Raw genomic sequence first — 21,358 nt, 5'->3', positions numbered from 1 at the left:
TCATTGCGACATGAACGTTAGCAGTGCACTAGCGGCCAGCGGCCGACACACTTATTTGGATTTTGGCTCTGCTGCCTCTCCTGTTGACTTGATCGCTGGTGTTTCTGTTAATGCTTTGTTGCGGATATCAGTCGATTCTGATTTCTCCGCCTTCAACTCGGATTTTGCTTCCTTCTGTTCCGCGCTCATTTGCTTTTTGGCGGCTTTTTTACGCGCCTTGTATTCCTTTTTGGCGATACTGTCAGCCTGGCGCTTTTGTACAAATGGATCAGCGGAGGAGGCGGCGTTCGCGCTATCGGTTGCCTTAGGAGCAGTAACGGCGGCAGAAGGGTCAGTGGCAGGTGGCGTTTGTGCTTGAGCGACATTGACTAATACCAGTGCCGAAACAGCGATCAGAACAGTGCGAATATTTTTCATGGTAAATCCTTTCCGATTGTAATCAAGGACGAAGCGCGATCGCCAATGCGCGAGGACTCGATCAAGCTAATCGGTTCATCAGTGCATTTGCCGATGTGCTTGAGTAGGCAACGCAGGAAAATCCGTTGCTTGACCTGCGATATGTAGAACTCGTGTTGCAAAGATATAGAGAAAAATAGGTTCTTTCTGTGCGCTAACGTACACAGAATTAAAAAGGTGGCAGGGAAGGAGTGTGCCGCAGAATCGGGATTTCGGATGCGACGTTTTCGAACTGGACGAAGAAGTATGGCGGGCCAGGTCCGTCAGAATTGCGGCAGTTGCGTAACCCATCGATGTTCTTGGTGGTCCAGGGCGGAATCGAACCACCGACCCAAGGATCCTCCAAGCCCTTGAATTTCACAATGGTTCAAGGGGTGGAATTGTAGAACCGCTGATTCAGGGCCAAGAGCCGTCTTATTGGGGTTTGGCGTATTTTGCGACGCCTGTTACATCGAACGCCACACAACGCTGGTTTCCGACTACCCAGGCATCATGCCCAGGTGGCATATAAAAGACGTCGCCCGGCCCGTATTCCATCTCAGATCCATCATCCATCTTAACGACCATCCGACCCTCAAGGATGATGCCGGTATGAGCGGCCTGGCAAGAATCCGTTCCTGCTATCGGTTTCACATGCAGACTCCAGCGCCAACCAGGTTCGAACTCGGCACGGCCCATTGTGTGGTTGCCGAGTGTAAACACAGCTACCTTGCCTTTGCCGTCTTTGAATGGTCGGACTTCGTCCGGCTTGTCCAAAGATTTTTTCTCTAACGTCGCACTCATGGCATGATCCTCCAAAAAAATGGTGGGCGGATATAGTATTGGCGAGTCAGGGTATTTGAGCAGTTAAGAAGGGGTGGACCAGACGCGCTGATACCAACAAATCGGCTTTGAGGCTAGACCTCATACGAAATATTATAGGTCGGCGCATTGTGAGTGCAAGACGCAGTGCCGGATAAGACGCCTCAAGAGTTCTTACCGCCCGCAATGTCGCGCATAACCGTTAAGGGGTAGAGATCAGTGGGGGCAAGATTTCTGGAACCGACCGCAAACCGGAAATAGACCGGACACGAGGACTGCGAATCCCGCAAACGAAAACGCCAACCGGTGAAGGTTGGCGTTCTGTAACGTACATTCTTGGTGGCCCGGGGCGGAATCGAACCACCGACACAAGGATTTTCAATCCTCTGCTCTACCGACTGAGCTACCAGGCCAAGAGGCAAGATTATAGCAAAAGAAATTTATTATGCAAGAGGGTTTCTGCGAAGATTTCGCGAAAGCCGATTATGACCGGTGCGGCGGGGCGCATTCTCAATAGCAAACTGGCGTATTTGCAAACGCTATAATGCAGGAATGAATAGTTCAAGCACGGTTTCTCCGGCTGTTTCGCATCCGGTGCGGCAGCAAAGCGATGTTTGCATCGTTGGCAATGGCGCGATCGGCAAAGTGGCGGCCCTCGGTTTTGCGCAGGCCGGGCACAGCGTTACTTTGCTGTGTCCGCCGGGCGCGCCAGTGGCCGCTGCGGCTGGATGGGATGTGCGGGTGTATGCACTCAATCATGTGGCGCGGGCCTTGCTGTCGTCGGTGCGGGTGTGGGATGCGCTGGATGCGTCGCGGGTGGCGGCGGTCGATGCGATGCAGGTCATCGGCGACGATGCGCAGCATGCGGGGGCGCTGGGATTCGATGCGTACGGTGCGCGTGTCGGCGCGCTGGCGTGGATCGTCGAGGACAGCAATCTGAATCAGGCGCTCGATGCGGCGCTGCGCTTTGCGCCGAACGTGCGGCTGGTGTCGGGTCGCGCGACCGCCTTGTGCCACGATGGCGCGGCGGCGACGGTGCGGCTCGAGCATGGCGAAATGCTAAGAGCGTCGCTGCTGGTCGGCGCCGATGGTGGCCAATCCTGGGTGCGCGGGCAATGCGATATCGGCCTCGATTACCGGCCTTACGGCCAGCGCGCAGTGGTCGCCAATTTCGATTGCGAGAAGCCGCATCACGGCGTCGCCTATCAATGGTTTACCGCGACCGAGGGCATCGTCGCGCTGCTGCCATTGCCGGGGCAGCGCGTGTCGCTGGTGTGGTCGGCGCCGGACGCGCTGGCCGAGACCTTGCTGCGCGAGGCGCCGGCGCAGCTGGCGCAGCGATTGACAGCGCTGGCCGGCGCGCAGCTGGGACAGTTAAGCGCGCTGCAGCCGGAAGTGGTCAAGGCGGTGCCCTTGATGCTGATCCGTCCGCACGCGATGACGGCCGCACGCGTGGCGCTGGTCGGCGACGCCGCACACGTGGTGCACCCCTTGGCCGGGCATGGCATGAATCTGGGTTTTGCCGACGTCGCTGCGTTGCTCAAGGTGGTGGCTGAACGCGAGCCGCAGCGCGACCCTGGCGATGCGCGGGTGCTGGCGCGTTATGCGCGGGCGCGCAAGGAAGAGGTATTGCTGATGCAGCTGGCGACCGACGGTCTGGCGCGCTTGTTCGGCACCGATTTCGAGCCGCTGCGGCTGGCGCGCAACGCCGGATTGAACTTACTCGACAAAATGCCGGTCTTAAAGCGGCGGCTGATTTCGCATGCGCTGGGCAAGCTCCGATAGGGCGCGCGGCACTAGGCACTAATAACGACCAAGAATAACCAAGGAAAACAGACCATGAATACAGGTTTCACCTCCCGCTCCGCCCACTATGCCATCGCCGGCCTGTTGTCGCTCGCTGCGGTCGCCGCCAGCGCGGAAACCACGCAGGAAGCTGCGATCAGGAAGCTGGTCGCGGCGCGTCTGGGCGAGGGCGCGATCGTCGAGTCCGTGACCAAGACCCCGTATTCTGGCCTGTATGAGGTGCGCACCGGCGGCGACATCATCTATACCGATGATAAAGCGCAGTATTTGTTCGTCGGCCGCGTGATCGATGCCAAGACCCACAAGGATTTCACCCGCGCCCGGATCGACGAGATCAGCAAGATCAAGTTCTCGGATCTGCCACTGGAGTCGGCGCTGAAGACCGTCAAGGGTAACGGCAAGCGCGTGATCGCGGTGTTCGAGGACCCGAACTGCGGTTACTGCAAGCGCTTCCGCCATACCCTCAAGGATGTCGACAACGTCACGATTTACACCTTCCTGTTCAATATCCTGGCCGAGGATTCCGCAGTGAAGTCGAAGAACGTCTGGTGTTCGCCGGATCGCAACAAGGCGTGGGACGACTGGATGCTGGACGGCAAGGCGGCGCCCACCGCGGCGGCCAGTTGCAACACGCCGAATGATAAGGTGTTTGCGCTCGGGCGGAAGCTGAAAATCACCGGCACGCCGGCGATCTTCTTCGCCGATGGCACCCGCATCCCGGGCGCGGTCGACGCCAACGCGCTGGAAGAGAAATTCGCTTCACTGAAATAAACCGTGTTGCCGGTGCCGTCCATGGCTTGCGACGGCACCCCGCCTGCATGGCGCCATCGGCAGCGCGCTCCCTGTTGTTTTTTCGGTCCGCGTGCAATAAAAATACTGGACGCAGTATTTTTTGAGCCCGAGTTAAATCGGGGGCTTCCCACATTGTTTTGCCCTATACTCCCGCCAATTCCAAACCAGCGGCATCCCGATGCGGTCCGCGCGCCACTTCGTCGCTGCCGTTTGGCGCTGTGGTCAACGGGCGATTGTCTGGCCGCAATGTGCTGACAGCGGCGTCAAAATTCCGTTATATTGGCGGTTCGACAATTCGCCGTGCGTGCCAACGCAGGCCCTCAAGGAGTCCACATGGTCACATTGAATATCAACGGTCGCGACATGCAAGTCGATGCCGATCCATCGACGCCGATCCTGTGGGCGCTGCGCGATAATCTGAATCTGACCGGCACCAAGTTCGGCTGTGGCGCGGCACTCTGTGGCGCCTGCACCGTGCATCTGAACGGCCAGCCGATCCGCTCCTGCGTGACGCCGATTTCGGCCGCGAGCGGCCAGAAGATCACCACCATCGAAGCGATGGAAGCCGACAAGGTTGGCAAAGCGGTGCAGGACGCCTGGGTCAAGCACGACGTACCGCAATGCGGTTATTGCCAGAGCGGCCAGGTGATGAGCGCCACCGCGCTACTCAAGGCCAACCGGAATCCATCGGATGCCGATATCGACGGCGCGATGAGCGGCAATATCTGCCGCTGCGGCACCTATCAGCGGATACGCGCGGCGATCAAGGACGCGGCCAAAGCGCTGGCCTGAAGCGACCGCCGCGATCAGCGCGGCCGTCCACGCACAGGCATCCCGTTATCTCCCCAGTTTGACCGATCACTTGTCCCACCAGGAGCGCATCATGCGAATCGAATGGATCAATGCAGCAGCACAAGGCCTCGTCGATAACGGCAAGACCGGTCTGTCGCGCCGTAACTTCATGAAAGTGTCCGGCGTCCTCGGCGGCGGTCTGGTACTCGGCTTTGTGGTGCCGGGCGCGAACAAGTTTGCCAATGCGCAGGCGGCGGCCAAGCCAGTGTCGACGCCCAATGCGTTCCTGCGCATTGCACCCGATAACACCATCACGGTCGCGGTTAACCGACTGGAATTCGGCCAGGGCGTGCACACCAGCCTGCCGATGCTGATCGCCGAAGAGCTCGATGTCGACTGGTCGCAGATGCGCGGCGAGCTGGCACCGGCCGGCGACGCCTACAAGGACCCGTTGTTCGGGATCCAGATGACCGGCGGCTCCGGTTCGGTCGCCCACTCGTATCAGCAGTATCGCGAAATCGGTGCACGGGCGCGCGCGATGCTGATCGCCGCCGCCGCCCAGCAATGGCTGGTCCAACCGGCGCAATGCAGGACTGCGTTGGGCGTGGTACACGGGCCGAAGGGCCAAAAAGCCAGCTACGGTGCGTTGGCCGAGGCCGCGATGCAGCAGCCGCTGCCGGACCAGGTTGCGCTGAAAGACGCGAAGAATTTTCGCATTATCGGCAAACCGACGCGGCGCCTCGATGCCCGCGCCAAATCCAGTGGCAAGCAGGAATTCGGTATCGATCACCATCTGCCAGGCATGAAAGTGGCGGTGGTGGCGCGGCCGCCGGTGTTCGGCGCCAAGGTCACCAAGATCGACGCCAGCAAGGCGAAGGCGATCCGCGGCGTAGTCGACGTGCTGGAGGTGGCAACGGACCGCGGTGGCAAGGGTGTGGCCGTGATCGCCGATGGCTACTGGCCGGCCAAACAGGGACGCGACGCGCTGCTGCTGGACTGGGACAGCACGGGTCTCGGCAAAGTCAGCAGCGACCAGCAAATGGCGAACTACCGTGCGCTGGCCGGGCAGCCCGGCATCGTGGCGCGCGACGCCGATATCTCGAAACTGGACACGGCCGCAAAGAAAATCGTCGCCGAATACGAATTTCCGTATCTGGCACACGCGCCGATGGAGCCGCTCAACTGCGTGGTCGACTTGCGGGCGGACGGCTGCACGGTCTGGGCCGGCACCCAGTTCCAGACCATCGACCAGGGCGCGATCGCACGCACTGCCGGACTGAAGCCGGAACAGGTGACGCTGCACACCATGATGGCTGGCGGCGGCTTTGGCCGGCGCGCGGTGCCGACCTCGGATTACATCGTCGAAGCGGTCAATGTCGCGAAGGCGTACCACGCCAGTGGCAAGCAGGGCCCGCTCAAGGTAATCTGGAGTCGCGAGGACGATATCCGTGGCGGTTATTACCGGCCGGCACACCTGCACCGCGCCGAAATCGGGCTCGACGCCAAGGGTAAGATCGTCGCGTGGAACCACACCATCGTCGGCCAGTCGATCCTGAAAGGCACGCCCTTCGAGTCGATGATGGTCAAGAACGGCATCGACAGCACGATGACCGAAGGCATGGGCGAGCCATATCAGGTGCCGATGAAGCTGTCGGTCCACAACGCCGAGGTCAACGTGCCGGTGTTGTGGTGGCGCTCGGTCGGTTCGACCCACACCGCGTTCGTGATGGAAACCCTGATCGACGAGGCGGCGCAGCAGGCCGGCATCGATCCGGTCGCCTACCGCAAGCAACTGATCGGCAACAAGCACCCGCGCCACCTGGCGGCGCTGAATCTGGCGGTGGATAAATCCGGCTATGGCAAGAGGGCCTTGCCGGCCGGTCACGCGTGGGGCGTCGCGCTGCACGAATCGTTCAATTCGGTGGTGGCCTATGTGGTTGAGGCGTCGATCAAGGATGGCACGCCGAAACTGCGCAAGGTCACGGCCGGCGTCCACTGCAATCGCGCGGTCAATCCGATGACGGTCGAAGCACAGGTGCAGGGCGCGGTCCTGATGGCGCTCGGCACCACCTTGCCTGGCGCCGCGATTACGCTCAAGGATGGCGTGGTGCAGCAGAAAAATTTCAGCGAGTACACGATGGCGCGGATGACCGACATGCCGCAGGTCGACGTGCATATCGTCGCGTCGAACGATCCCCCGACCGGGATGGGCGAGCCTGGCCTGCCGCCGCTGGCGCCGGCATTTGCCAACGCGATCGCGAAACTGAGCGGCAAGCGTCTGCGCAAGCTGCCGTTCGACCTGGCATCGGCCTGATCGGAGTGTGGCCGATGCGGTCATTGCGTTGCGTCTGCCGGCCGCAATGAACGACCGGACGGACCAGGGCGCCCGGCTGCGCATGGCCAAATACCCGGCCATATTGCTGGCCGCCGGCCAAGGCGCGCGTTTCGATCCGAGCGGATTGCAAGACAAGCTGCTGCAAGTCTTGCCGAGCGGGGTAACAGTCGCCGGTGCCAGCGCCAGCCATTTGCTGGCCGCCGTGCCGACCGTGGTTGCGGTGCTGCGCCCCGGTGCAGATCAACTCGCTGCGATATTACAGAGCCAGGGGTGTGTGGTCACCACCTGTCCCAACCCGGGTGATGGCATGGCCATGTCGCTGGCGCACGGACTGCGGCACGCACTCGCGCATACGCCCGACGCCAAGGGCTGCTTGATCGCGTTGGCCGACATGCCGTATCTGCGGCCGGCGACACTTCAGGCCTTGCTGGCGGCGCTCGAGGCCGGCGCCGATATCGCCGCCCCGGTGCATCACGGTCAACGCGGCAATCCGGTCGGTTTCAGCTGTCGGCACCTGCCCCGACTGCTGCAATTGCAGGGCGATCAGGGCGCGCGCAGCCTGCTCAAGGCATGTGCCGTGACCGAAGTGGAAGTCGATGATCCCGGCATCCTGCACGATATCGATACACCGGCCGATCTGACCTAGCCGATGGTCGGGTGTGTCCGCACGACAACGGTCAATCGCCGCACATCCGTTACACTATGCGTTTTTTATCAGCGCCCGGCCGCGCGTCGGCGATGGCGCTTCACTCGATGAACACGCATTTCCTGAACAAGCGCCTCGCGCGCATCCTCGGCATTGCCGGCCTGCTTCCCTTCGTCGTCCTGTCACTCGCGTGCTGGCTGGTGCATCCAGACTGGCTCGGCGTCTGCATTCGCGCGCAGATCGGCTATGGCATCGCGATCCTGTCCTTCCTCGGCGGCATCCATTGGGGCGCGGCACTCGCCAGTGAACATTTTACGGTCGAACAAACCAAGAAGGCCATGATCTGGGGCGTGGTGCCGGCCGCGTTGGCCTGGTTCGCGCGCTCGCTGGAAATGGGTTTCGGCTTCGCAGCGCTGATGTTCGGTTTTGTCGCCGCGTATCAGGTCGATAAGCGCTTGTATCGGTGGTATCGGATGCCGGACTGGTTTCTGACGCTGCGTTTTCAATTGACCTGCGTGGTCGTCGCGGCGCTGGCCATGACGTTTATCGCCGCTAACATGAGAGTGTGAGATGAGAGTGACTATCAGAGACTACACCAACGCGGATACCAAACATGCAGTGCAATACAGCATCGCCGCCAGGGATCCGGCCGCGCATCTGTACGAAGTCACGCTGACGGTCGCGGCACCGGACCCCGACGGCCAGATATTTTCCTTGCCGGCGTGGATCCCCGGCAGCTACATGATCCGTGAATTCGCGCGCAATATCGTGCAGATACAGGCCGAATCCGGTGGCCGCGCGGTCGCGTTGCGCAAGCTCGACAAGCACAGCTGGCAGGCCGCACCGTGCGACGGCGCGCTGATGCTGCATTATCTGGTTTATGCGTGGGACCTGTCGGTGCGCGCCGCCCATCTCGACCAGAGTCACGGATTTTTCAACGGCAGCAGTGTGTTCCTGCGCGTCCACGGCCAGGACGATGCGCCGCATGTGATCGATATCCAGCGTCCCGATGGCGCCGATTACCGCAACTGGCGCGTCGCCACAGCGCTGCCGGAGCTGAAGGCCAAGCGCTACGGTTTTGGCACCTACATCGCGGCCAATTACGACGAGCTGATCGATCATCCGGTCGAGACCGGCGCATTCGAGCTGGCCACCTTCAATGCGCATGGCGTACCGCACGACATCGTGGTCACCGGTCGGGTGCCGAACCTCGACATGGCGCGGCTGACGGCCGACCTGAAGCGGATCTGCGAGGCGCAGATCGCGTTCTTCGAACCGAAGACCAAACGCGCGCCGATGGATCGCTATCTGTTTCTCACCATGGCGGTCGGCGACGGTTACGGCGGCCTGGAGCATCGCGCATCGACCGCGCTGATCTGTTCGCGCGCCGATCTGCCGGCGAAGGCGTCCGCTGTGGCGGCTGCGGCCGAGATGAGCGACGGTTATCGCACTTTCCTCGGCCTGTGCAGCCACGAATATTTTCATACCTGGAACGTCAAGCGTATCAAGCCGGCCGCGTTTGCGCCGTATGCGTTGGACAGTGAAAGCCACACCTCGTTGTTATGGCTGTTTGAGGGCTTCACCAGTTACTACGACGACCTGATGCTGGTACGCAGCGGCCTGATCGACGAGCCAGCCTATTTCAAGCTGGTCGCGAAGACCGCCAATGCGGTGCTGCGCGGCAGTGGGCGCAACAAGCAGAGCGTGGCCGAATCGAGCTTTGACGCCTGGACCAAGTATTACCGGCAGGACGAAAATGCGCCGAACGCGATCGTCAGCTATTACGCCAAGGGCTCGCTGGTCGCATTGGCGCTGGATCTGACGATACGCGCAAAAACCGACGGCAAGAAATCGCTGGACGACGTGATGCGCGCGCTGTGGCAACGCTATGGCCGTGATTTTTATACACCCGGCAAGAAGCAGCGCGGCGTGACCGAGGCCGAGGCGGAAGCCGTGTTCGATGAAGTGTCCGGCCTCAAACTGAACTCCTTCTTCCAGCGCTATGTGCACGGCACCGGCGATCTGCCGCTGGCCAAGCTGCTGGCGCCGTTCGGCGTCACTTTGAGCGACAACCGGCCGCCAGCCAAGGCCAGCCTCGATGTGCGCACCGTGCGCGATGGTAATGACTGCAAGCTGGCCAATGTGTATGAAGGCGGCGCGGCGCATCGTGCCGGTTTGTCGGCCGGCGACCTGCTGGTCGCGCTCGATGGTCTGCGGGTCTCGATGGCCGGCGGATCCGGCAATCTGGAGTCGCTGCTGTCGCGCTACCGGGTCGGCGCTGCGGTCGAGGTGCATGCGTTTCGGCGCGACGAGCTGCTGCGTTTCAGCGCAAAACTGCAAGCGGATCAAGCACCGGCGCTCGGCTTCACGTTGGCCACGCCGGCGCCAGGCAAGAAAACCGGTGCCGCTGCGGTAAAGCTGCTGCCGCGGCCGAGCATGCAGCGTTAAACTCCGGCCGCCAGGTTTTTCGCTGCAGGCGGGGAGCCGGGTCGATGTTTCATCAACCTCGATTCCCGCCTGTGCGGCAATGCCTTGTTTGGGCCGCTCGCGTGTCAGGTTGATGCAACCCAACTGGCCGTTCAACGCGATCGTGCGGGCAAATCAAGTATCTCAGTGATCAAACAGACGGCGCAGTTCGGCGCCCGGACTCGGCGCCCGCATGAACGCTTCGCCGACCAGGAACGCGTGCACGTTCGCGTCGCGCATGCGCTTCACGTCATCGGCGGCGAGAATGCCCGATTCGGTCACCACCAGCTTGTCCGGCGCAATGCGCGGCAGCAAGTCGAGCGTGGTCTGTAGCGAAGTCTCAAAGGTACGCAGATTGCGGTTGTTGATCCCCAGCAGCGCAGTCTTCAATTTCAGCGCGGCGTCCAGTTCGATACCGTCATGCACCTCGACCAGCACGCCCATGCCCAGTTCATGCGCACAGGCTTCCATTTCAGCCATCAGGCCGTGATCGAGTGCGGCGACGATCAACAGAATCGCATCGGCACCCCAGGCCCGTGCCTGGTACACCTGGTACGGATCGATCATGAAGTCCTTGCGCAATGCAGGAATCGCGCAGGCGGCACGCGCCTGCTGCAGGTATTCCGGCGCGCCCTGGAAAAATTGCACGTCGGTGAGTACCGATAAACAGGCCGCACCATGCGTCGCATAATCGGCCGCGATGCTGGCCGGATTGAAATCTGCACGCAGCACGCCTTTCGATGGCGACGCCTTCTTCACCTCGGCGATCACCCCGGCCCGGCCGGCAGCGATCGTGCTGCGCAGGCTGGCCTCAAAGCCGCGAATCGCCGCACGCGCATCCTTGTCGCGTTCGACCTCGTCGCGCAGGCTGTTGAGTGAACGGTATTTTTTCGCGGCTGCGATTTCGTCGACTTTGACGTCGAGAATTTTATTCAGTATGTCCGACATGCTTTCTTCTTGGTGTAGTGCTGCGTGATTATTGGTGGAGCGTATGGCGCCTCTTCACGCCCTAAGCTTGACCACCGAGTTGGCGCGTGACTTGCACGAACTGGTCGAGCTTGGCGCGCGCCGCGCCGGACGCGATGGTTTCGCGCGCCTTCAGCAAGCCGTCGCCGATCGAGCCAACCTTGCCCGCGGCATACAGTGCGGCGCCGGCATTGAGCGCGACGATATCGAATACCGCTCCCGGCGTTCCCTGCAGGGCCTCGAAAATCTTTTCCTTCGATTCCGCCGCGTTTGCGACCTTCAGGTTGCGGCTGGCGACCATCTGCAGGCCGAAGTCTTCCGGATGGATTTCGTACTCGCGGATTTCGCCGTTGACCAGTTCACCGACCATGGTGGCCGCACCCAGCGACACTTCGTCCATGTTATCGCGGCCCCAGACTACCATCGCGCGCTGGGTCCCCAGCCGCTGCAATACCCGTACCTGGATCCCGACCAGATCGGGATGAAATACACCCATCAGGATATTGTCGGCACCGGCCGGGTTGGTCAGCGGCCCCAGGATATTGAAAATCGTGCGCACGCCCAGCTCCTTGCGCACCGGCGCCGCGTGCTTCATCGCGGCGTGATGATTCGGCGCGAACATGAAGCCGATGCCGGTTTGTGCGATCGATTGCGCGACCTGCTCGGGCTTCAGGTTGATGTCGGCACCGAGCGCCTCCAGCACGTCGGCGCTGCCGGACGACGAGGATACGCTGCGCCCGCCGTGCTTGGCGACCCGCGCGCCGGCTGCCGCCGCGACGAACATCGATGCGGTCGAGATATTGAAGGTATGGGCGCCGTCGCCGCCGGTGCCGACGATGTCGAGCAGGTTGTGGGTGTCGGCCATCGGTACCTTGGTCGAAAATTCGCGCATCACCTGCGCCGCCGCCGCGATCTCGCCGATGGTTTCTTTCTTGACCCGCAGGCCCATGATCAGCGCCGCCATCATCGGTGGCGACATTTCACCCTTCATGATCTGGCGGAACAGCGACAGCATTTCATCGTGAAAAATTTCGCGGTGTTCGATACAGCGCAGCAGCGCTTCCTGTGGGGTGATCGGCATGATGTTTCCTGATTGGGCTTGCTATGACTATTGCTTATTGGGGATAGCGCTGCGTGAGCTGGGCGACATGCGCGAAATTGGCTTCCGCTTCGCACACCAGCTGTGCCTGCTGACGGTCCATCCGGTTCTTTGCCGCTTCGCTGGCCGCAGCGCCGCAGCGCGCCTTGCGTTCGCGCACATAATGCGATTCGGTAGTGGCGTACTGGCGGAACGCATGCTTGTCTTTCGTGTTCGACTGAAATTTCGCAGTGATCGCACTGTCGATCAGGCGCAGTGCGCGCAACGAGCGCTGCTGCGCTGCGACGATGCAGCTGTCGTACCCGGACGCCGTCTTTTCCTGCTGACCGCAGTCCTGCAACACGCTGCTGTGGGCTACGCCCGCGGCCAGCGCCGCTGACAGCAAACTAAACGCGATCTTCGATGAAATTCTTGAGTAAGGCATGGCCGTGCTCCGACAGGATGGATTCAGGATGGAATTGCACGCCCTGGATATTGAATTGCTTGTGGCGCACGCCCATGATTTCGCCGTCGTCGGTCCAGGCGGTCACTTCCAGGCAATCGGGCAGCGATGCCCGTTCGATCGCCAGCGAGTGGTAGCGAATCACGGTGAACGGGCTCGGCAAATCCTTGAACACGCCAATCCCGGTGTGTGCGATCAGCGAGGTCTTGCCGTGCATCACATGTTTGGCGCGAATGACCTTGCCGCCGAACGCCGCGCCGATGCTCTGGTGACCGAGGCAGACCCCGAGGATCGGTATTTGGCCGGCAAAATGCTGCAGCAGCGGCACCGAGATGCCTGCTTCCAGCGGCGTCTTCGGCCCGGGCGAGATGCAGATGCGCGCCGGTTTCAGTTCCGCGATCTGTTCCAGCGTGATTTCGTCGTTGCGGAAGGTGCGCACCTCTTCGCCCAGCTCGCCGAAATACTGCACCAGGTTATAGGTGAATGAATCATAGTTGTCGATCATCAGCAGCATTTAAATTTCTCCGTCCAGACCATCCTGCACCTGTTCTGCCGCCCGCAGCACGGCGCGCGCCTTGGCCTCGGTCTCCTGCCATTCCATCTCGGGGATCGAGTCGGCGACGATGCCGGCCGCTGCTTGCACATACAGCATGCCGTCCTTGATCACGCCGGTGCGGATCGCAATCGCGACATCCATTTCGCCGCCAAACGACAAGTAGCCGCAGGCGCCGCCGTAGATGCCGCGCTTGACCGGTTCCAGTTCGTCGATGATTTCCATCGCGCGCACTTTCGGTGCGCCGGTCAGGGTGCCGGCCGGGAAAGTCGCCTTCAGCACGTCGAGATTCGACAGGCCCGCTTTCAGCCGGCCTTCGACATTCGAGACGATGTGCTGCACATGGGAATACTTTTCGATCACGAGCCGATCGGTGACTTTCACGCTGCCGGTTTCGGCGATGCGGCCAATGTCGTTGCGCGCCAGGTCGATCAGCATCACATGCTCGGCAATCTCCTTCGGATCGGCCAGCAATTCCTTCGACAATTGCTCGTCGCGTTCCGGTGTCGCACCGCGCGGGCGCGTGCCGGCAATCGGGCGCAGCGTGATCTTCTTGCTGCCGTCGGCGCTGCTTTCATTGCGCACCAGGATCTCGGGCGAGGCGCCGACGATCTGCAGGTCGCCGAAATTATAATAGTACATATATGGCGACGGATTCAGCGAACGTAATGCGCGGTACAGCGACAGCGGCGAATCGACGTAGGGCTTCTTGATGCGCTGGCCGATCTGGACCTGCATCACGTCGCCGGCCATCACGTATTCGTGGGCGCGTGCGACCGCCTTCAGGTAATCATCCTTGGCAAACTCGCGAACGACTTTGGTGCGGACCGAGGCCGACGTTACCGGCGTCTCGACGCCGCGGCGCAGCATCGCACGCAGGTCTTGCAGCCGCTGCCGTCCCTTGGAGAATGCTTCCGGCTGGGTCGGATCGGCATACACGATCAGATACAGTTTGCCGGACAGGTTGTCGATCACGGCCAGTTCTTCCGTGACCAGCAACTGGATGTCGGGCAGACCGAGATCATCCTTCGGCATCGAATGGGCCAGCTTGTGTTCGATATGGCGCACCGTGTCGTAGCCGAAATAACCGGCCAGGCCGCCGCAGAAGCGCGGCATGCCGGGGCGCACGGCGACGTGATAACGCGCCTGGAACTCGGCGATGAATTCGAGCGGATTGCCCTGGTGCTGCTCAATCACCTCACCACTGCGCAATACTTCAGAGCGCGTACCGACGCTGCGCAATAAGGTGTTGGCCGGCAGGCCGATAAAGGAGTAGCGGCCAAATCGCTCGCCGCCAACCACCGATTCGAGCAGGAAGGTGTTCTTGCCCGCGTTCTGGGTTTGCGCCAGCTTCAGGTACAGCGAGAGCGGGGTTTCGAGATCGGCGAGGGCTTCGGCGATCAACGGGATGCGGTTATAGCCCTGCGCGGCCAGCGATTTGAATTCGAGTTCAGTCATGTTTCTCTCCAGGCCGTCATTGTAGAACGAGCGGTGTGGGTTTAAAAAAACGTTGCCGATTGCACAGGAGCAGCCGGCAGCAAATCACGGGTTACTTAGCCCAGCTTTGCCAGCGTCGCCATAGCCAGGCCTCAATCGAGCCCGGTTGTACGAGGTTGCGTTTATTATCGAGAAACATTATCTGTGTAGAGGAAGCTGCTTGTAGTTGTATTTAAGACGCGCAATTATCTATGGAGATCAGTGCGGCTGCATCGAGCAGCGTGTCGACTATACCATCGGAATCGACCTCTTGTATAGATTGCCCGTGGTTGTAGCCATACGGTACGTTCAGCACCTTGCAGCCGGCTGCACGCGCCGCCTGCGCATCGTTCGATGAGTCGCCGATCGCCACCACCTGTCGCGGCTGCAGCGCAAAATCGCGGCATACCTGCAGCAGTGGCAGCGGGTGCGGCTTTTTGTTCGGCAGGCAATCTCCACCATAAACCAGCTCGAAATAGTGGCGCAATCCGGCCTTTTCCAGCAGCGGCCGCGCGAACGCGATTGGCTTGTTGGTCACGCAAGCCAGCCGCAGCCCTTTGTTTTGCATGGCGCGCAGTCCCTCATGGACACCGGGATAGATGCTGCTGTGATCGCCATTGATCGCGTGGTAATGACGTTGGTAGGAGGCCAGCGCGGCGTCGAAATGCTGTTCCACCTGCGGCGCGTCGAAATCGACGGCCAGCACGCGCCGGATCAGGTTTTCCGAACCCTTGCCGACGAACAGCGTGATGCAGTCCAGCGCCAGCGGCGCGAGCGAGAGTTCGTCCCGCATGCGATTGATCGCGACCAGGAAATCGGGTGCGGTGTCGAGCATGGTGCCGTCCAGATCGATGATGGCGGCGCGGATGCCGCTCAGCATTCCAGCAATCGGCCTGCGTTCCGGTGCGCTCATGGTGGGTGCGCTCATGGTGCGTTCACGCGCGCGCCGACGCCAGTTCGCGCCGCATCGCATCGATCACCACCTTGTAATCGGGTTGGCCGAAAATCGCCGATCCCGCGACAAAGGTATCGGCACCCGCCTTGGCTGCCGCGGCGATGTTCTCGATCTTGATGCCGCCATCGACTTCCAGCAGGATCTCGCGGCCGGACGCGTCGATGAGCTGACGCACGGCGGCGATCTTGTCGAGCGCTTGCGGGATGAAGGATTGTCCGCCGAAGCCGGGGTTGACCGACATGATCAGGATCATGTCGAGCTTGTCCATGACGTGCTCCAGAAAATGCAATGGTGTACCGGGATTGAATACCAGCCCGGCCTTGCAGCCGTTATCGCGAATCAATTGCAGCGTACGGTCGATATGTTCCGATGCTTCCGGATGGAAGGTGATGATATCGGCGCCGGCCTTGGCGAAGTCGGGAATGATCCGATCGACCGGCTTGACCATCAGATGCACGTCGATCGGCACTTGCACATGCGGACGAATGGCCTGGCACACCAGCGGGCCGATGGTCAGGTTGGGAACGTAATGGTTATCCATGACGTCGAAATGGATGATGTCGGCGCCGGCGGTGACGACATTGCGCACTTCTTCCCCCAGGCGAGCGAAGTCGGCGGACAGGATGCTGGGCGCGATACGAAAAGTGGTCATGAAAATTGCTCGAGAGAAATGGCGACTAAGAACCAGCGTTTAAGAATTGCAGGGAAAAATGCAGAAAGTGCGCTATTTTAACCCCTGATCCATGTCCGCCCTTGTGTCGCGAACTGATTTTGTGTGCAATGATTCGATACAATCGCAATATCGAATCACCCGTTTTTACAGAATTTCAGAGCACTATCGACGCGCTGTCAGGTCCGACATCGGCAACATTGTTAGCGTCTGGCGGACGGGAGCGAGCGCGGATTCCATATAAGGGCTATTCATGGCAACTTACGAACTTACCGTCTCTGTCAGAACCCAGTATCTGCCGGAACAATCCGCACCGGACCGCGACAATTACGTGTTCACGTACTCGGTCACTATCAAGAATAGCGGGGATATCGCAGTGCAGGTGATCTCGCGTCATTGGGTCATCACCGACGCCACCAATCACACTGAAGAGGTGCGCGGACTCGGCGTGGTCGGTCATCAGCCGTTGCTGCAGCCGGGCGAGCAGTTCGAGTACACCAGCGGCACCGCGTTGCCGACGCCGCAAGGGTCGATGTATGGCGATTATTTCTGTGTCGCCGAAGACGGCGAGCGGTTCGAGGCGAAAATCCCGGAATTCGTGCTGTCGCTGCCGCGCACGCTACACTGATTGCTGCCGGCGCACTCGACCTTGCTAATGGTGCGGCTCCTGCCGCTGCTCATCATCGGGCTGCGGCGTTTCCGCATCATTCAGTGACGGCGGATGGTACGGCTTCGGACTGGCAAACATGGTCCACCAGACGATAAAAATCAGCACCAAGCCAGCGCCGCCGGCTTCCAGCATCAACAACCACATATCACGTATCCTCAATGTCAATTACCCGCACTAGTTTACTCGTATCCTGCGTATGCGTCGCCATGGCGTTGACCGGCTGCAGCACGCAACCCACTGTCCCCGGCACGATAAAGCCACCGGTGGTGCTGCCGCCCATTGCGAAGCCGGCTGAAATACTGCGCCTGACCAGCTATGCGGCCTTGCCTGGTTGGGACAAGGATGAGCTGCGCGATGCGTGGCCGGCGTTTCTGGCATCGTGCGAGGTGATGATCAAGAAGGCCGATTGGCGCGAACCCTGCACCATAGCGCGCGACGTCGATGCCAGCGATGGCAAGGCGGTGCGGACCTTTTTCGAGTCATTCTTCGCCCCCTACCAGGTATTCAATCCGGACGGCTCGGAAACCGGCCTCGCGACCGGCTACTACGAGCCGCTGCTACACGGCGCCCGCAAGCGCGGCGGCCGCTATCAGGTCGCTCTGCATCGGGTGCCGGACGATCTGCTGACAGTTGATCTGGCCAGCGTCTATCCAGAGTTGAAGAGCATGCGTCTGCGCGGTCGGCAGGTCGGCAACAAGATCGTCCCTTACCCGTCGCGTGAGCAAATGAGCCAGTCCAATCTATTGGCCGGCGAGGAATTGCTGTGGGTCGACGATGCGATCGACGCATTCTTCCTGCAAGTGCAGGGCTCGGGCCGGGTCCAGCTGGCCGACAGCAAGGAAACCGTGCGCGTGGCCTATGCCGACCAGAATGGGTATCCGTATAAATCGATCGGCCGCTACCTGGTCGACAAGGGCGAATTGAAGCTGGACCAGGCGTCAGCGCAAGGCATCAAGGCCTGGCTGGCCGCCAACCCGACGCGACAGCAGGAGTTATTGAACGCCAATCCGAGCTATGTGTTTTTCAAGGAAGAAAAACTGGCGGACCCGAAAAAGGGCCCGAAAGGCGCACTCGGCGTCGCATTGACTGCGCAGCGCTCGATTGCGGTCGACCCGCAATATGTGCCGCTCGGCGTGCCGGTATTTTTATCGAGCACGCTGCCCGCCAGTGAATTGCCGTTGCAGCGGCTGGTCATGGCGCAAGATACCGGCGGCGCGATCAAAAATGCGGTGCGCGCCGATGTTTTTTGGGGCTTTGGTGCGGAAGCCGGCGAGAAGGCCGGCCGAATGAAGCAACGCGCAATGATGTGGGTGCTGCTGCCGAAAAGCGGCACCTGAGGTATGGCGCAGGGCGCGGGTGTCGGTTAGCGGAACACCAGGACCGGTATCGTGGTGTGCGCCAACACCTTTTGCGTCTCGCTGCCGACGAAAAAGCGGTTAAGGCCCTTGCGTCCGTGTGACGACATGAAAATCACGTCACAGCCGAACTTGTTAGCGGTGGCGATGATTTCTTCGTAGGGACTAAATGACTGCGCGACCACGGTTTCACACGGGATTTGCACCTGCCTGGCCGCATCCGCGACTTTCTGCACCCGCTGCTCCGCCACTTCGCGCATCTTTTCTTCGTAGATACCGGAATCAGCGGCGATCGAGCTTTCGGTCAGCGGTGAAAACGGATAAGGCTCGGCGACCGACAGCGCCACCAGCTTGCTACCGCTCATCGCCTGTGCAAACTCGATGGCCGCATTGACTGCGATATCGGATAACGGGGAGCCATCGGTCGGTACCAGGATATTCTTGAACATGATTTGCTCCACTGGAAGTGCAGCGCATGCCTGCGAAACGTCAGTCTACTGCTTTTTGATGTGCCTGGTTTTTGCGCTCGCGCAACATATATCGATGGCCAAAGTGGATGCCCGGCCAAGCAAATCCGAAAATTAAGCGCGGATGGTGCGCAACGGAGAAAGCCAAAACATGGCCATGGTCAGCATCACGCCGCCCGCCGCGACGGTCGCCAGACCATTGCGCAGGCCGAAGTGTTCCGCGATCCAGCCAGCCGACAAGGCGCCGATTGGCGCCCCGGCGACGGTCAGAAAGCGCATGGTCGACACCATGCGCCCGAGATAGGCATCCGGCGTCAACTTCAGGCGCAGTGCCAGATAAGGCATGAAATACAGCATCGTGCTGCAATCAAACAGGAAGATCACGACACCGTAGGCGATCGCGCTCAGCAGGGACGATCCAAGCAGCGTCGCCGGAATCAGCGGCAGCATCAGCCACGCGAACGCGGTGCCGCCGATGGCGATCAGGATCGCGCTGCCGGTGCCGAATTTTTTCGACAGTGGCTTCAACAGCATGGAACTGGCCAGTACGCCGAAGCCGCCCAGCATCTGCGCCATGCCCAGCACGCCTGGCGACATCGCCAGCTCGCGCGTCGCAAACAGGATCTGCAGCGCCTGATAACCATTAAACAGCACGTGCCACAGCGCGGTGCCCCAGGCCAGCGGCCACAATATCGGGTGGGTTTTAATCATCACAATGCCGCCGACCATGTCGCGCAGCGGATGCGTATCGGACGGTGCCGGACGCGGATCGTGATTGCGCAGATAGCCCAGATTCCACCACGACAGCAGAAATCCGGCGGCATTGATCAAGATGGCAAACGGCGCAGTCAGCCATTGCACCAGCAGGCCCGCGATGCCGGGCCCAATCAGGCGCGACACCGAGTCAGTGGCGGCGAACTTGCTCTGCGCGTCCATCAGATGTTCGCGTCCGACCAGGTGGGTCAGGAATACCTGGGCCGCACTGCCGCCCAGCACGAAGCCGATGCCGAGCAGGAAGCCGACCGCATACAGCAGCGGCATCGACAGCAAGCCGAGCCAGTAGGCTAGCGGAATGATCGCCAGCACGAAGGCGAACAGGAACTCGGTCCACAGCACGACCGGGAACTTGCTACGGCGATCGAGCCAGACTCCCGATGGCAACGCAAACAGTGCAAACGGTGCCATTTGCAACGCGATCAGCATGCCCATCTGGCTCGGCGTCGCGTGCAGCAGCAGCACTGCGGTGAGCGGGATCGCGAGATTGCTGATTTGTTCGCCGAAACCGGCAATCGCACAAGTCAACCAGAAACGGCGGAAATCGTAATTGCGCAACATCGGATCGGCCGACAATTTGCGCGACAGGTAAAGGCGGAAGGTGCTGGCGATGATGGCGCTCGATAGGTAATCAAGGTGAAGACAAAGGGGCCAGAGTGTCGGTTCTTTGCCGCATTAGGCATACTCTTTTGGAGTATGCCTAAATTATCTAATAATTTCGTGCGGATACTGAATGTGTTTAATGGAGTATATGTGGCAAGGGTGCGGCGGGCGCCGTTGCGATGCCGCGGTTGCTCCATGCTTTGCGAGCGTTGATTGTAATTAAAAACAGGCTCCTGGTCAGTCAATTTCGGTGCGAATGGACGCCAAATGCCGGCTAGCGGATACAATTATTCTTTTGCTCACCATCAGTTGCCAGGAGGCCGCATGCAATATGAAAACATCCTCGTCGAAACCAACGGCAAAGTAGGGCTGATCCGCCTGAACCGGCCCAAGGCCCTGAATGCGTTGAACGATCAGTTGATGGATGAGCTCGGCGACGCGATGCTCAAATTCGATGCCGACGAAAACATCGGCTGCATAGTCATCACCGGCAGCGAAAAAGCGTTCGCTGCCGGCGCCGATATCGGCGCGATGGCCAATTACACCTATATGGACGCGTTCAAGGGCGACTACATCACGCGCAACTGGGAGCAGATCCGCCACGTTCGCAAGCCGGTGATCGCCGCGGTCGCAGGCTATGCGCTGGGCGGCGGCTGCGAGTTGGCCATGATGTGCGACTTCATCATCGCGGCCGACAGCGCCAAGTTTGGACAGCCGGAGATCAAGCTCGGTACCATGCCCGGCGCCGGCGGTACGCAACGCCTGCCGCGCGCGGTATCGAAATCGAAGGCGATGGACATGTGCCTGACCGCACGCATGATGGACGCGGCGGAAGCGGAGCGCGCCGGCTTGGTGTCGCGCATTGTGCCGGCCGACAAATTGCTGGACGAAGCGCTGGCCGCTGCGGCCACCATCGCCGCGATGTCGCTGCCGGTGGTAATGATGGTCAAGGAATCGATCAATCGCGCCTATGAAAGCACGCTGGCGGAAGGCGTGCAGTACGAGCGCCGCATGTTCCACAGCACCTTCGCGACCGAGGACCAGAAAGAGGGAATGAAAGCTTTCGTCGATAAACGCTTGCCAATCTTCCGCAACCTTTGATATAGTTCGGCTCCCGTTGAGCAGGGGCGGAAACAGCGCCCGGTGCAAGCGGCCGGCGCAGCGATGCGCGGCCTGGAAAAGCAAGACGGAAGCAGGGTGGCACGGCAGAAAAATAAAGCAGTGCAGCAAGAAA

General features: G+C 60.6%; 22 protein-coding genes, 1 tRNA gene and 1 pseudogene. 11 read left to right on the top strand and 13 right to left on the bottom strand.

Going from position 1 to position 21,358, the window contains the following annotated elements; translation table 11 throughout:
* Positions 1–51: 51 nt before the first annotated feature.
* Complete coding sequence (locus tag ACFOFO_RS21745) at positions 52–417, bottom strand: hypothetical protein (protein ID WP_390327211.1); 366 nt, start codon at positions 415–417, stop codon at positions 52–54.
* A 230-nt stretch (positions 418–647) separates the two neighbouring features.
* Between ACFOFO_RS21745 and ACFOFO_RS21740 the strand changes: the two are divergent.
* Positions 648–740 (top strand): annotated as a pseudogene (locus tag ACFOFO_RS21740) (transposase); the annotation flags it as partial.
* A 130-nt stretch (positions 741–870) separates the two neighbouring features.
* On the opposite strand, the gene ACFOFO_RS21735 reads toward ACFOFO_RS21740, so the two are convergent.
* Positions 871–1,239: a cupin domain-containing protein gene (locus tag ACFOFO_RS21735; protein ID WP_390327209.1), complete on the bottom strand. Its 369-nt coding sequence runs from the start codon at positions 1,237–1,239 to the stop codon at positions 871–873.
* A 355-nt stretch (positions 1,240–1,594) separates the two neighbouring features.
* Positions 1,595–1,670: transfer RNA gene (locus ACFOFO_RS21730), tRNA-Phe, on the bottom strand.
* Positions 1,671–1,809: 139 nt separating this feature from the next.
* On the opposite strand from ACFOFO_RS21730, the gene ACFOFO_RS21725 reads away from it, so the two are divergent.
* The 7 genes from ACFOFO_RS21725 to ACFOFO_RS21695 all read left to right on the top strand — a co-directional run bounded on the left by ACFOFO_RS21725 (position 1,810) and on the right by ACFOFO_RS21695 (position 10,076).
* Positions 1,810–3,042 carry an FAD-dependent monooxygenase gene (locus tag ACFOFO_RS21725; RefSeq protein WP_390327207.1) on the top strand — a complete coding sequence of 411 codons (1,233 nt, stop codon included), beginning with the start codon at positions 1,810–1,812 and terminating at the stop codon, positions 3,040–3,042.
* A 54-nt stretch (positions 3,043–3,096) separates the two neighbouring features.
* On the top strand, positions 3,097–3,834 hold the full coding sequence (locus tag ACFOFO_RS21720; RefSeq protein WP_390327205.1) for a DsbC family protein: 738 nt from the start codon (positions 3,097–3,099) through the stop codon (positions 3,832–3,834).
* A gap of 354 nt (positions 3,835–4,188) precedes the next feature.
* Positions 4,189–4,647: a (2Fe-2S)-binding protein gene (locus ACFOFO_RS21715; protein ID WP_390327204.1), complete on the top strand. Its 459-nt coding sequence runs from the start codon at positions 4,189–4,191 to the stop codon at positions 4,645–4,647.
* A gap of 91 nt (positions 4,648–4,738) precedes the next feature.
* Positions 4,739–6,961: a xanthine dehydrogenase family protein molybdopterin-binding subunit gene (locus ACFOFO_RS21710; RefSeq protein ID WP_390327202.1), complete on the top strand. Its 2,223-nt coding sequence runs from the start codon at positions 4,739–4,741 to the stop codon at positions 6,959–6,961.
* A 46-nt stretch (positions 6,962–7,007) separates the two neighbouring features.
* A complete protein-coding gene (locus tag ACFOFO_RS21705) occupies positions 7,008–7,628 on the top strand; it encodes a nucleotidyltransferase family protein (RefSeq protein WP_390327201.1) in 621 nt (206 codons plus the stop codon).
* Between the two features lie 107 nt (positions 7,629–7,735).
* Complete coding sequence (locus tag ACFOFO_RS21700) at positions 7,736–8,197, top strand: DUF3429 domain-containing protein (RefSeq protein ID WP_390327199.1); 462 nt, start codon at positions 7,736–7,738, stop codon at positions 8,195–8,197.
* 1 nt (position 8,198) lies between these two features.
* Complete coding sequence (locus ACFOFO_RS21695; protein ID WP_390327198.1) at positions 8,199–10,076, top strand: M61 family metallopeptidase; 1,878 nt, start codon at positions 8,199–8,201, stop codon at positions 10,074–10,076.
* 162 nt (positions 10,077–10,238) lie between these two features.
* On the opposite strand, the gene trpC is transcribed toward ACFOFO_RS21695, so the two are convergent.
* The 7 genes from trpC to rpe form a co-directional block, all read right to left on the bottom strand.
* Positions 10,239–11,042 (bottom strand): indole-3-glycerol phosphate synthase TrpC, encoded by an 804-nt coding sequence (gene trpC / locus ACFOFO_RS21690; protein WP_390327196.1) that lies wholly within the window; start codon positions 11,040–11,042, stop codon positions 10,239–10,241.
* A 61-nt stretch (positions 11,043–11,103) separates the two neighbouring features.
* Positions 11,104–12,141: an anthranilate phosphoribosyltransferase gene (gene trpD, locus ACFOFO_RS21685; RefSeq protein ID WP_390327194.1), complete on the bottom strand. Its 1,038-nt coding sequence runs from the start codon at positions 12,139–12,141 to the stop codon at positions 11,104–11,106.
* Between the two features lie 34 nt (positions 12,142–12,175).
* A complete protein-coding gene (locus ACFOFO_RS21680; RefSeq protein ID WP_390327192.1) occupies positions 12,176–12,583 on the bottom strand; it encodes a hypothetical protein in 408 nt (135 codons plus the stop codon).
* Positions 12,546–13,115, bottom strand: a complete 570-nt coding sequence (locus ACFOFO_RS21675) for an aminodeoxychorismate/anthranilate synthase component II (RefSeq protein ID WP_390327191.1) — start codon at positions 13,113–13,115, stop codon at positions 12,546–12,548. The genes ACFOFO_RS21680 and ACFOFO_RS21675 overlap by 38 nt, the downstream gene beginning before the upstream one ends.
* Positions 13,116–14,612: an anthranilate synthase component I gene (gene trpE / locus ACFOFO_RS21670; RefSeq protein WP_390327189.1), complete on the bottom strand. Its 1,497-nt coding sequence runs from the start codon at positions 14,610–14,612 to the stop codon at positions 13,116–13,118. It abuts the gene before it with no gap.
* A 211-nt stretch (positions 14,613–14,823) separates the two neighbouring features.
* A complete protein-coding gene (locus ACFOFO_RS21665; RefSeq protein ID WP_390332837.1) occupies positions 14,824–15,558 on the bottom strand; it encodes a phosphoglycolate phosphatase in 735 nt (244 codons plus the stop codon).
* Positions 15,559–15,565: 7 nt separating this feature from the next.
* Complete coding sequence (gene rpe / locus ACFOFO_RS21660) at positions 15,566–16,237, bottom strand: ribulose-phosphate 3-epimerase (protein WP_390327187.1); 672 nt, start codon at positions 16,235–16,237, stop codon at positions 15,566–15,568.
* Positions 16,238–16,508: 271 nt separating this feature from the next.
* Here rpe and apaG point away from each other — a divergent pair, with 271 nt between their 5' ends.
* Complete coding sequence (gene apaG / locus ACFOFO_RS21655) at positions 16,509–16,883, top strand: Co2+/Mg2+ efflux protein ApaG (protein WP_390327185.1); 375 nt, start codon at positions 16,509–16,511, stop codon at positions 16,881–16,883.
* A 24-nt stretch (positions 16,884–16,907) separates the two neighbouring features.
* On the opposite strand, the gene ACFOFO_RS21650 is transcribed toward apaG, so the two are convergent.
* The gene (locus tag ACFOFO_RS21650) at positions 16,908–17,069 is read right to left on the bottom strand and encodes a hypothetical protein (protein WP_390327184.1); all 162 of its coding nucleotides are present in this window, start codon (positions 17,067–17,069) and stop codon (positions 16,908–16,910) included.
* Between the two features lie 62 nt (positions 17,070–17,131).
* Here ACFOFO_RS21650 and mltA point away from each other — a divergent pair, with 62 nt between their 5' ends.
* Positions 17,132–18,262 (top strand): murein transglycosylase A, encoded by a 1,131-nt coding sequence (gene mltA / locus ACFOFO_RS21645; RefSeq protein WP_390327182.1) that lies wholly within the window; start codon positions 17,132–17,134, stop codon positions 18,260–18,262.
* Positions 18,263–18,288: 26 nt separating this feature from the next.
* Here mltA and ACFOFO_RS21640 read toward each other — a convergent pair whose 3' ends face one another.
* Complete coding sequence (locus ACFOFO_RS21640) at positions 18,289–18,729, bottom strand: universal stress protein (protein WP_390327181.1); 441 nt, start codon at positions 18,727–18,729, stop codon at positions 18,289–18,291.
* A 132-nt stretch (positions 18,730–18,861) separates the two neighbouring features.
* Entirely contained in the window at positions 18,862–20,082 is a 1,221-nt protein-coding gene (locus tag ACFOFO_RS21635) for an MFS transporter (RefSeq protein ID WP_390327179.1), read from the bottom strand.
* A gap of 366 nt (positions 20,083–20,448) precedes the next feature.
* Here ACFOFO_RS21635 and ACFOFO_RS21630 point away from each other — a divergent pair, with 366 nt between their 5' ends.
* Positions 20,449–21,225, top strand: coding sequence for an enoyl-CoA hydratase (locus tag ACFOFO_RS21630; protein WP_390327178.1), 777 nt, complete (start codon positions 20,449–20,451; stop codon positions 21,223–21,225).
* Positions 21,226–21,358: the final 133 nt, after the last annotated feature.

This window comes from Pseudundibacterium arcticum, assembly GCF_042646465.1.
In the GTDB taxonomy this organism is placed as follows: Bacteria; Pseudomonadota; Gammaproteobacteria; order Burkholderiales; family Burkholderiaceae_D; genus Undibacterium_A; species Undibacterium_A arcticum.
Note: the sequence above shows the minus strand (reverse complement) of the source record. Positions and strands in the feature narration are given on the sequence as shown.

Bases quoted from the DNA above. Each gene is read 5' to 3' on its own strand.
- ACFOFO_RS21725 (WP_390327207.1), top strand. From the start codon at position 1,810: ATGAATAGTTCAAGCACGGTTTCTCCGGCTGTTTCGCATCCGGTGCGG.
- ACFOFO_RS21705 (WP_390327201.1), top strand. From the start codon at position 7,008: ATGAACGACCGGACGGACCAGGGCGCCCGGCTGCGCATGGCCAAATAC.
- trpE (WP_390327189.1), bottom strand. From the start codon at position 14,612: ATGACTGAACTCGAATTCAAATCGCTGGCCGCGCAGGGCTATAACCGC.
- ACFOFO_RS21665 (WP_390332837.1), bottom strand. From the start codon at position 15,558: ATGAGCGCACCCACCATGAGCGCACCGGAACGCAGGCCGATTGCTGGA.
- ACFOFO_RS21720 (WP_390327205.1), top strand. From the start codon at position 3,097: ATGAATACAGGTTTCACCTCCCGCTCCGCCCACTATGCCATCGCCGGC.
- trpD (WP_390327194.1), bottom strand. From the start codon at position 12,141: ATGCCGATCACCCCACAGGAAGCGCTGCTGCGCTGTATCGAACACCGC.
- ACFOFO_RS21630 (WP_390327178.1), top strand. From the start codon at position 20,449: ATGCAATATGAAAACATCCTCGTCGAAACCAACGGCAAAGTAGGGCTG.
- ACFOFO_RS21680 (WP_390327192.1), bottom strand. From the start codon at position 12,583: ATGCCTTACTCAAGAATTTCATCGAAGATCGCGTTTAGTTTGCTGTCA.
- ACFOFO_RS21700 (WP_390327199.1), top strand. From the start codon at position 7,736: ATGAACACGCATTTCCTGAACAAGCGCCTCGCGCGCATCCTCGGCATT.
- ACFOFO_RS21715 (WP_390327204.1), top strand. From the start codon at position 4,189: ATGGTCACATTGAATATCAACGGTCGCGACATGCAAGTCGATGCCGAT.
- ACFOFO_RS21640 (WP_390327181.1), bottom strand. From the start codon at position 18,729: ATGTTCAAGAATATCCTGGTACCGACCGATGGCTCCCCGTTATCCGAT.
- ACFOFO_RS21695 (WP_390327198.1), top strand. From the start codon at position 8,199: ATGAGAGTGACTATCAGAGACTACACCAACGCGGATACCAAACATGCA.
- ACFOFO_RS21675 (WP_390327191.1), bottom strand. From the start codon at position 13,115: ATGCTGCTGATGATCGACAACTATGATTCATTCACCTATAACCTGGTG.
- ACFOFO_RS21650 (WP_390327184.1), bottom strand. From the start codon at position 17,069: ATGTGGTTGTTGATGCTGGAAGCCGGCGGCGCTGGCTTGGTGCTGATT.
- ACFOFO_RS21745 (WP_390327211.1), bottom strand. From the start codon at position 417: ATGAAAAATATTCGCACTGTTCTGATCGCTGTTTCGGCACTGGTATTA.
- rpe (WP_390327187.1), bottom strand. From the start codon at position 16,237: ATGACCACTTTTCGTATCGCGCCCAGCATCCTGTCCGCCGACTTCGCT.
- ACFOFO_RS21635 (WP_390327179.1), bottom strand. From the start codon at position 20,082: ATGTTGCGCAATTACGATTTCCGCCGTTTCTGGTTGACTTGTGCGATT.
- ACFOFO_RS21735 (WP_390327209.1), bottom strand. From the start codon at position 1,239: ATGAGTGCGACGTTAGAGAAAAAATCTTTGGACAAGCCGGACGAAGTC.
- trpC (WP_390327196.1), bottom strand. From the start codon at position 11,042: ATGTCGGACATACTGAATAAAATTCTCGACGTCAAAGTCGACGAAATC.
- mltA (WP_390327182.1), top strand. From the start codon at position 17,132: ATGGCGTTGACCGGCTGCAGCACGCAACCCACTGTCCCCGGCACGATA.
- ACFOFO_RS21710 (WP_390327202.1), top strand. From the start codon at position 4,739: ATGCGAATCGAATGGATCAATGCAGCAGCACAAGGCCTCGTCGATAAC.
- apaG (WP_390327185.1), top strand. From the start codon at position 16,509: ATGGCAACTTACGAACTTACCGTCTCTGTCAGAACCCAGTATCTGCCG.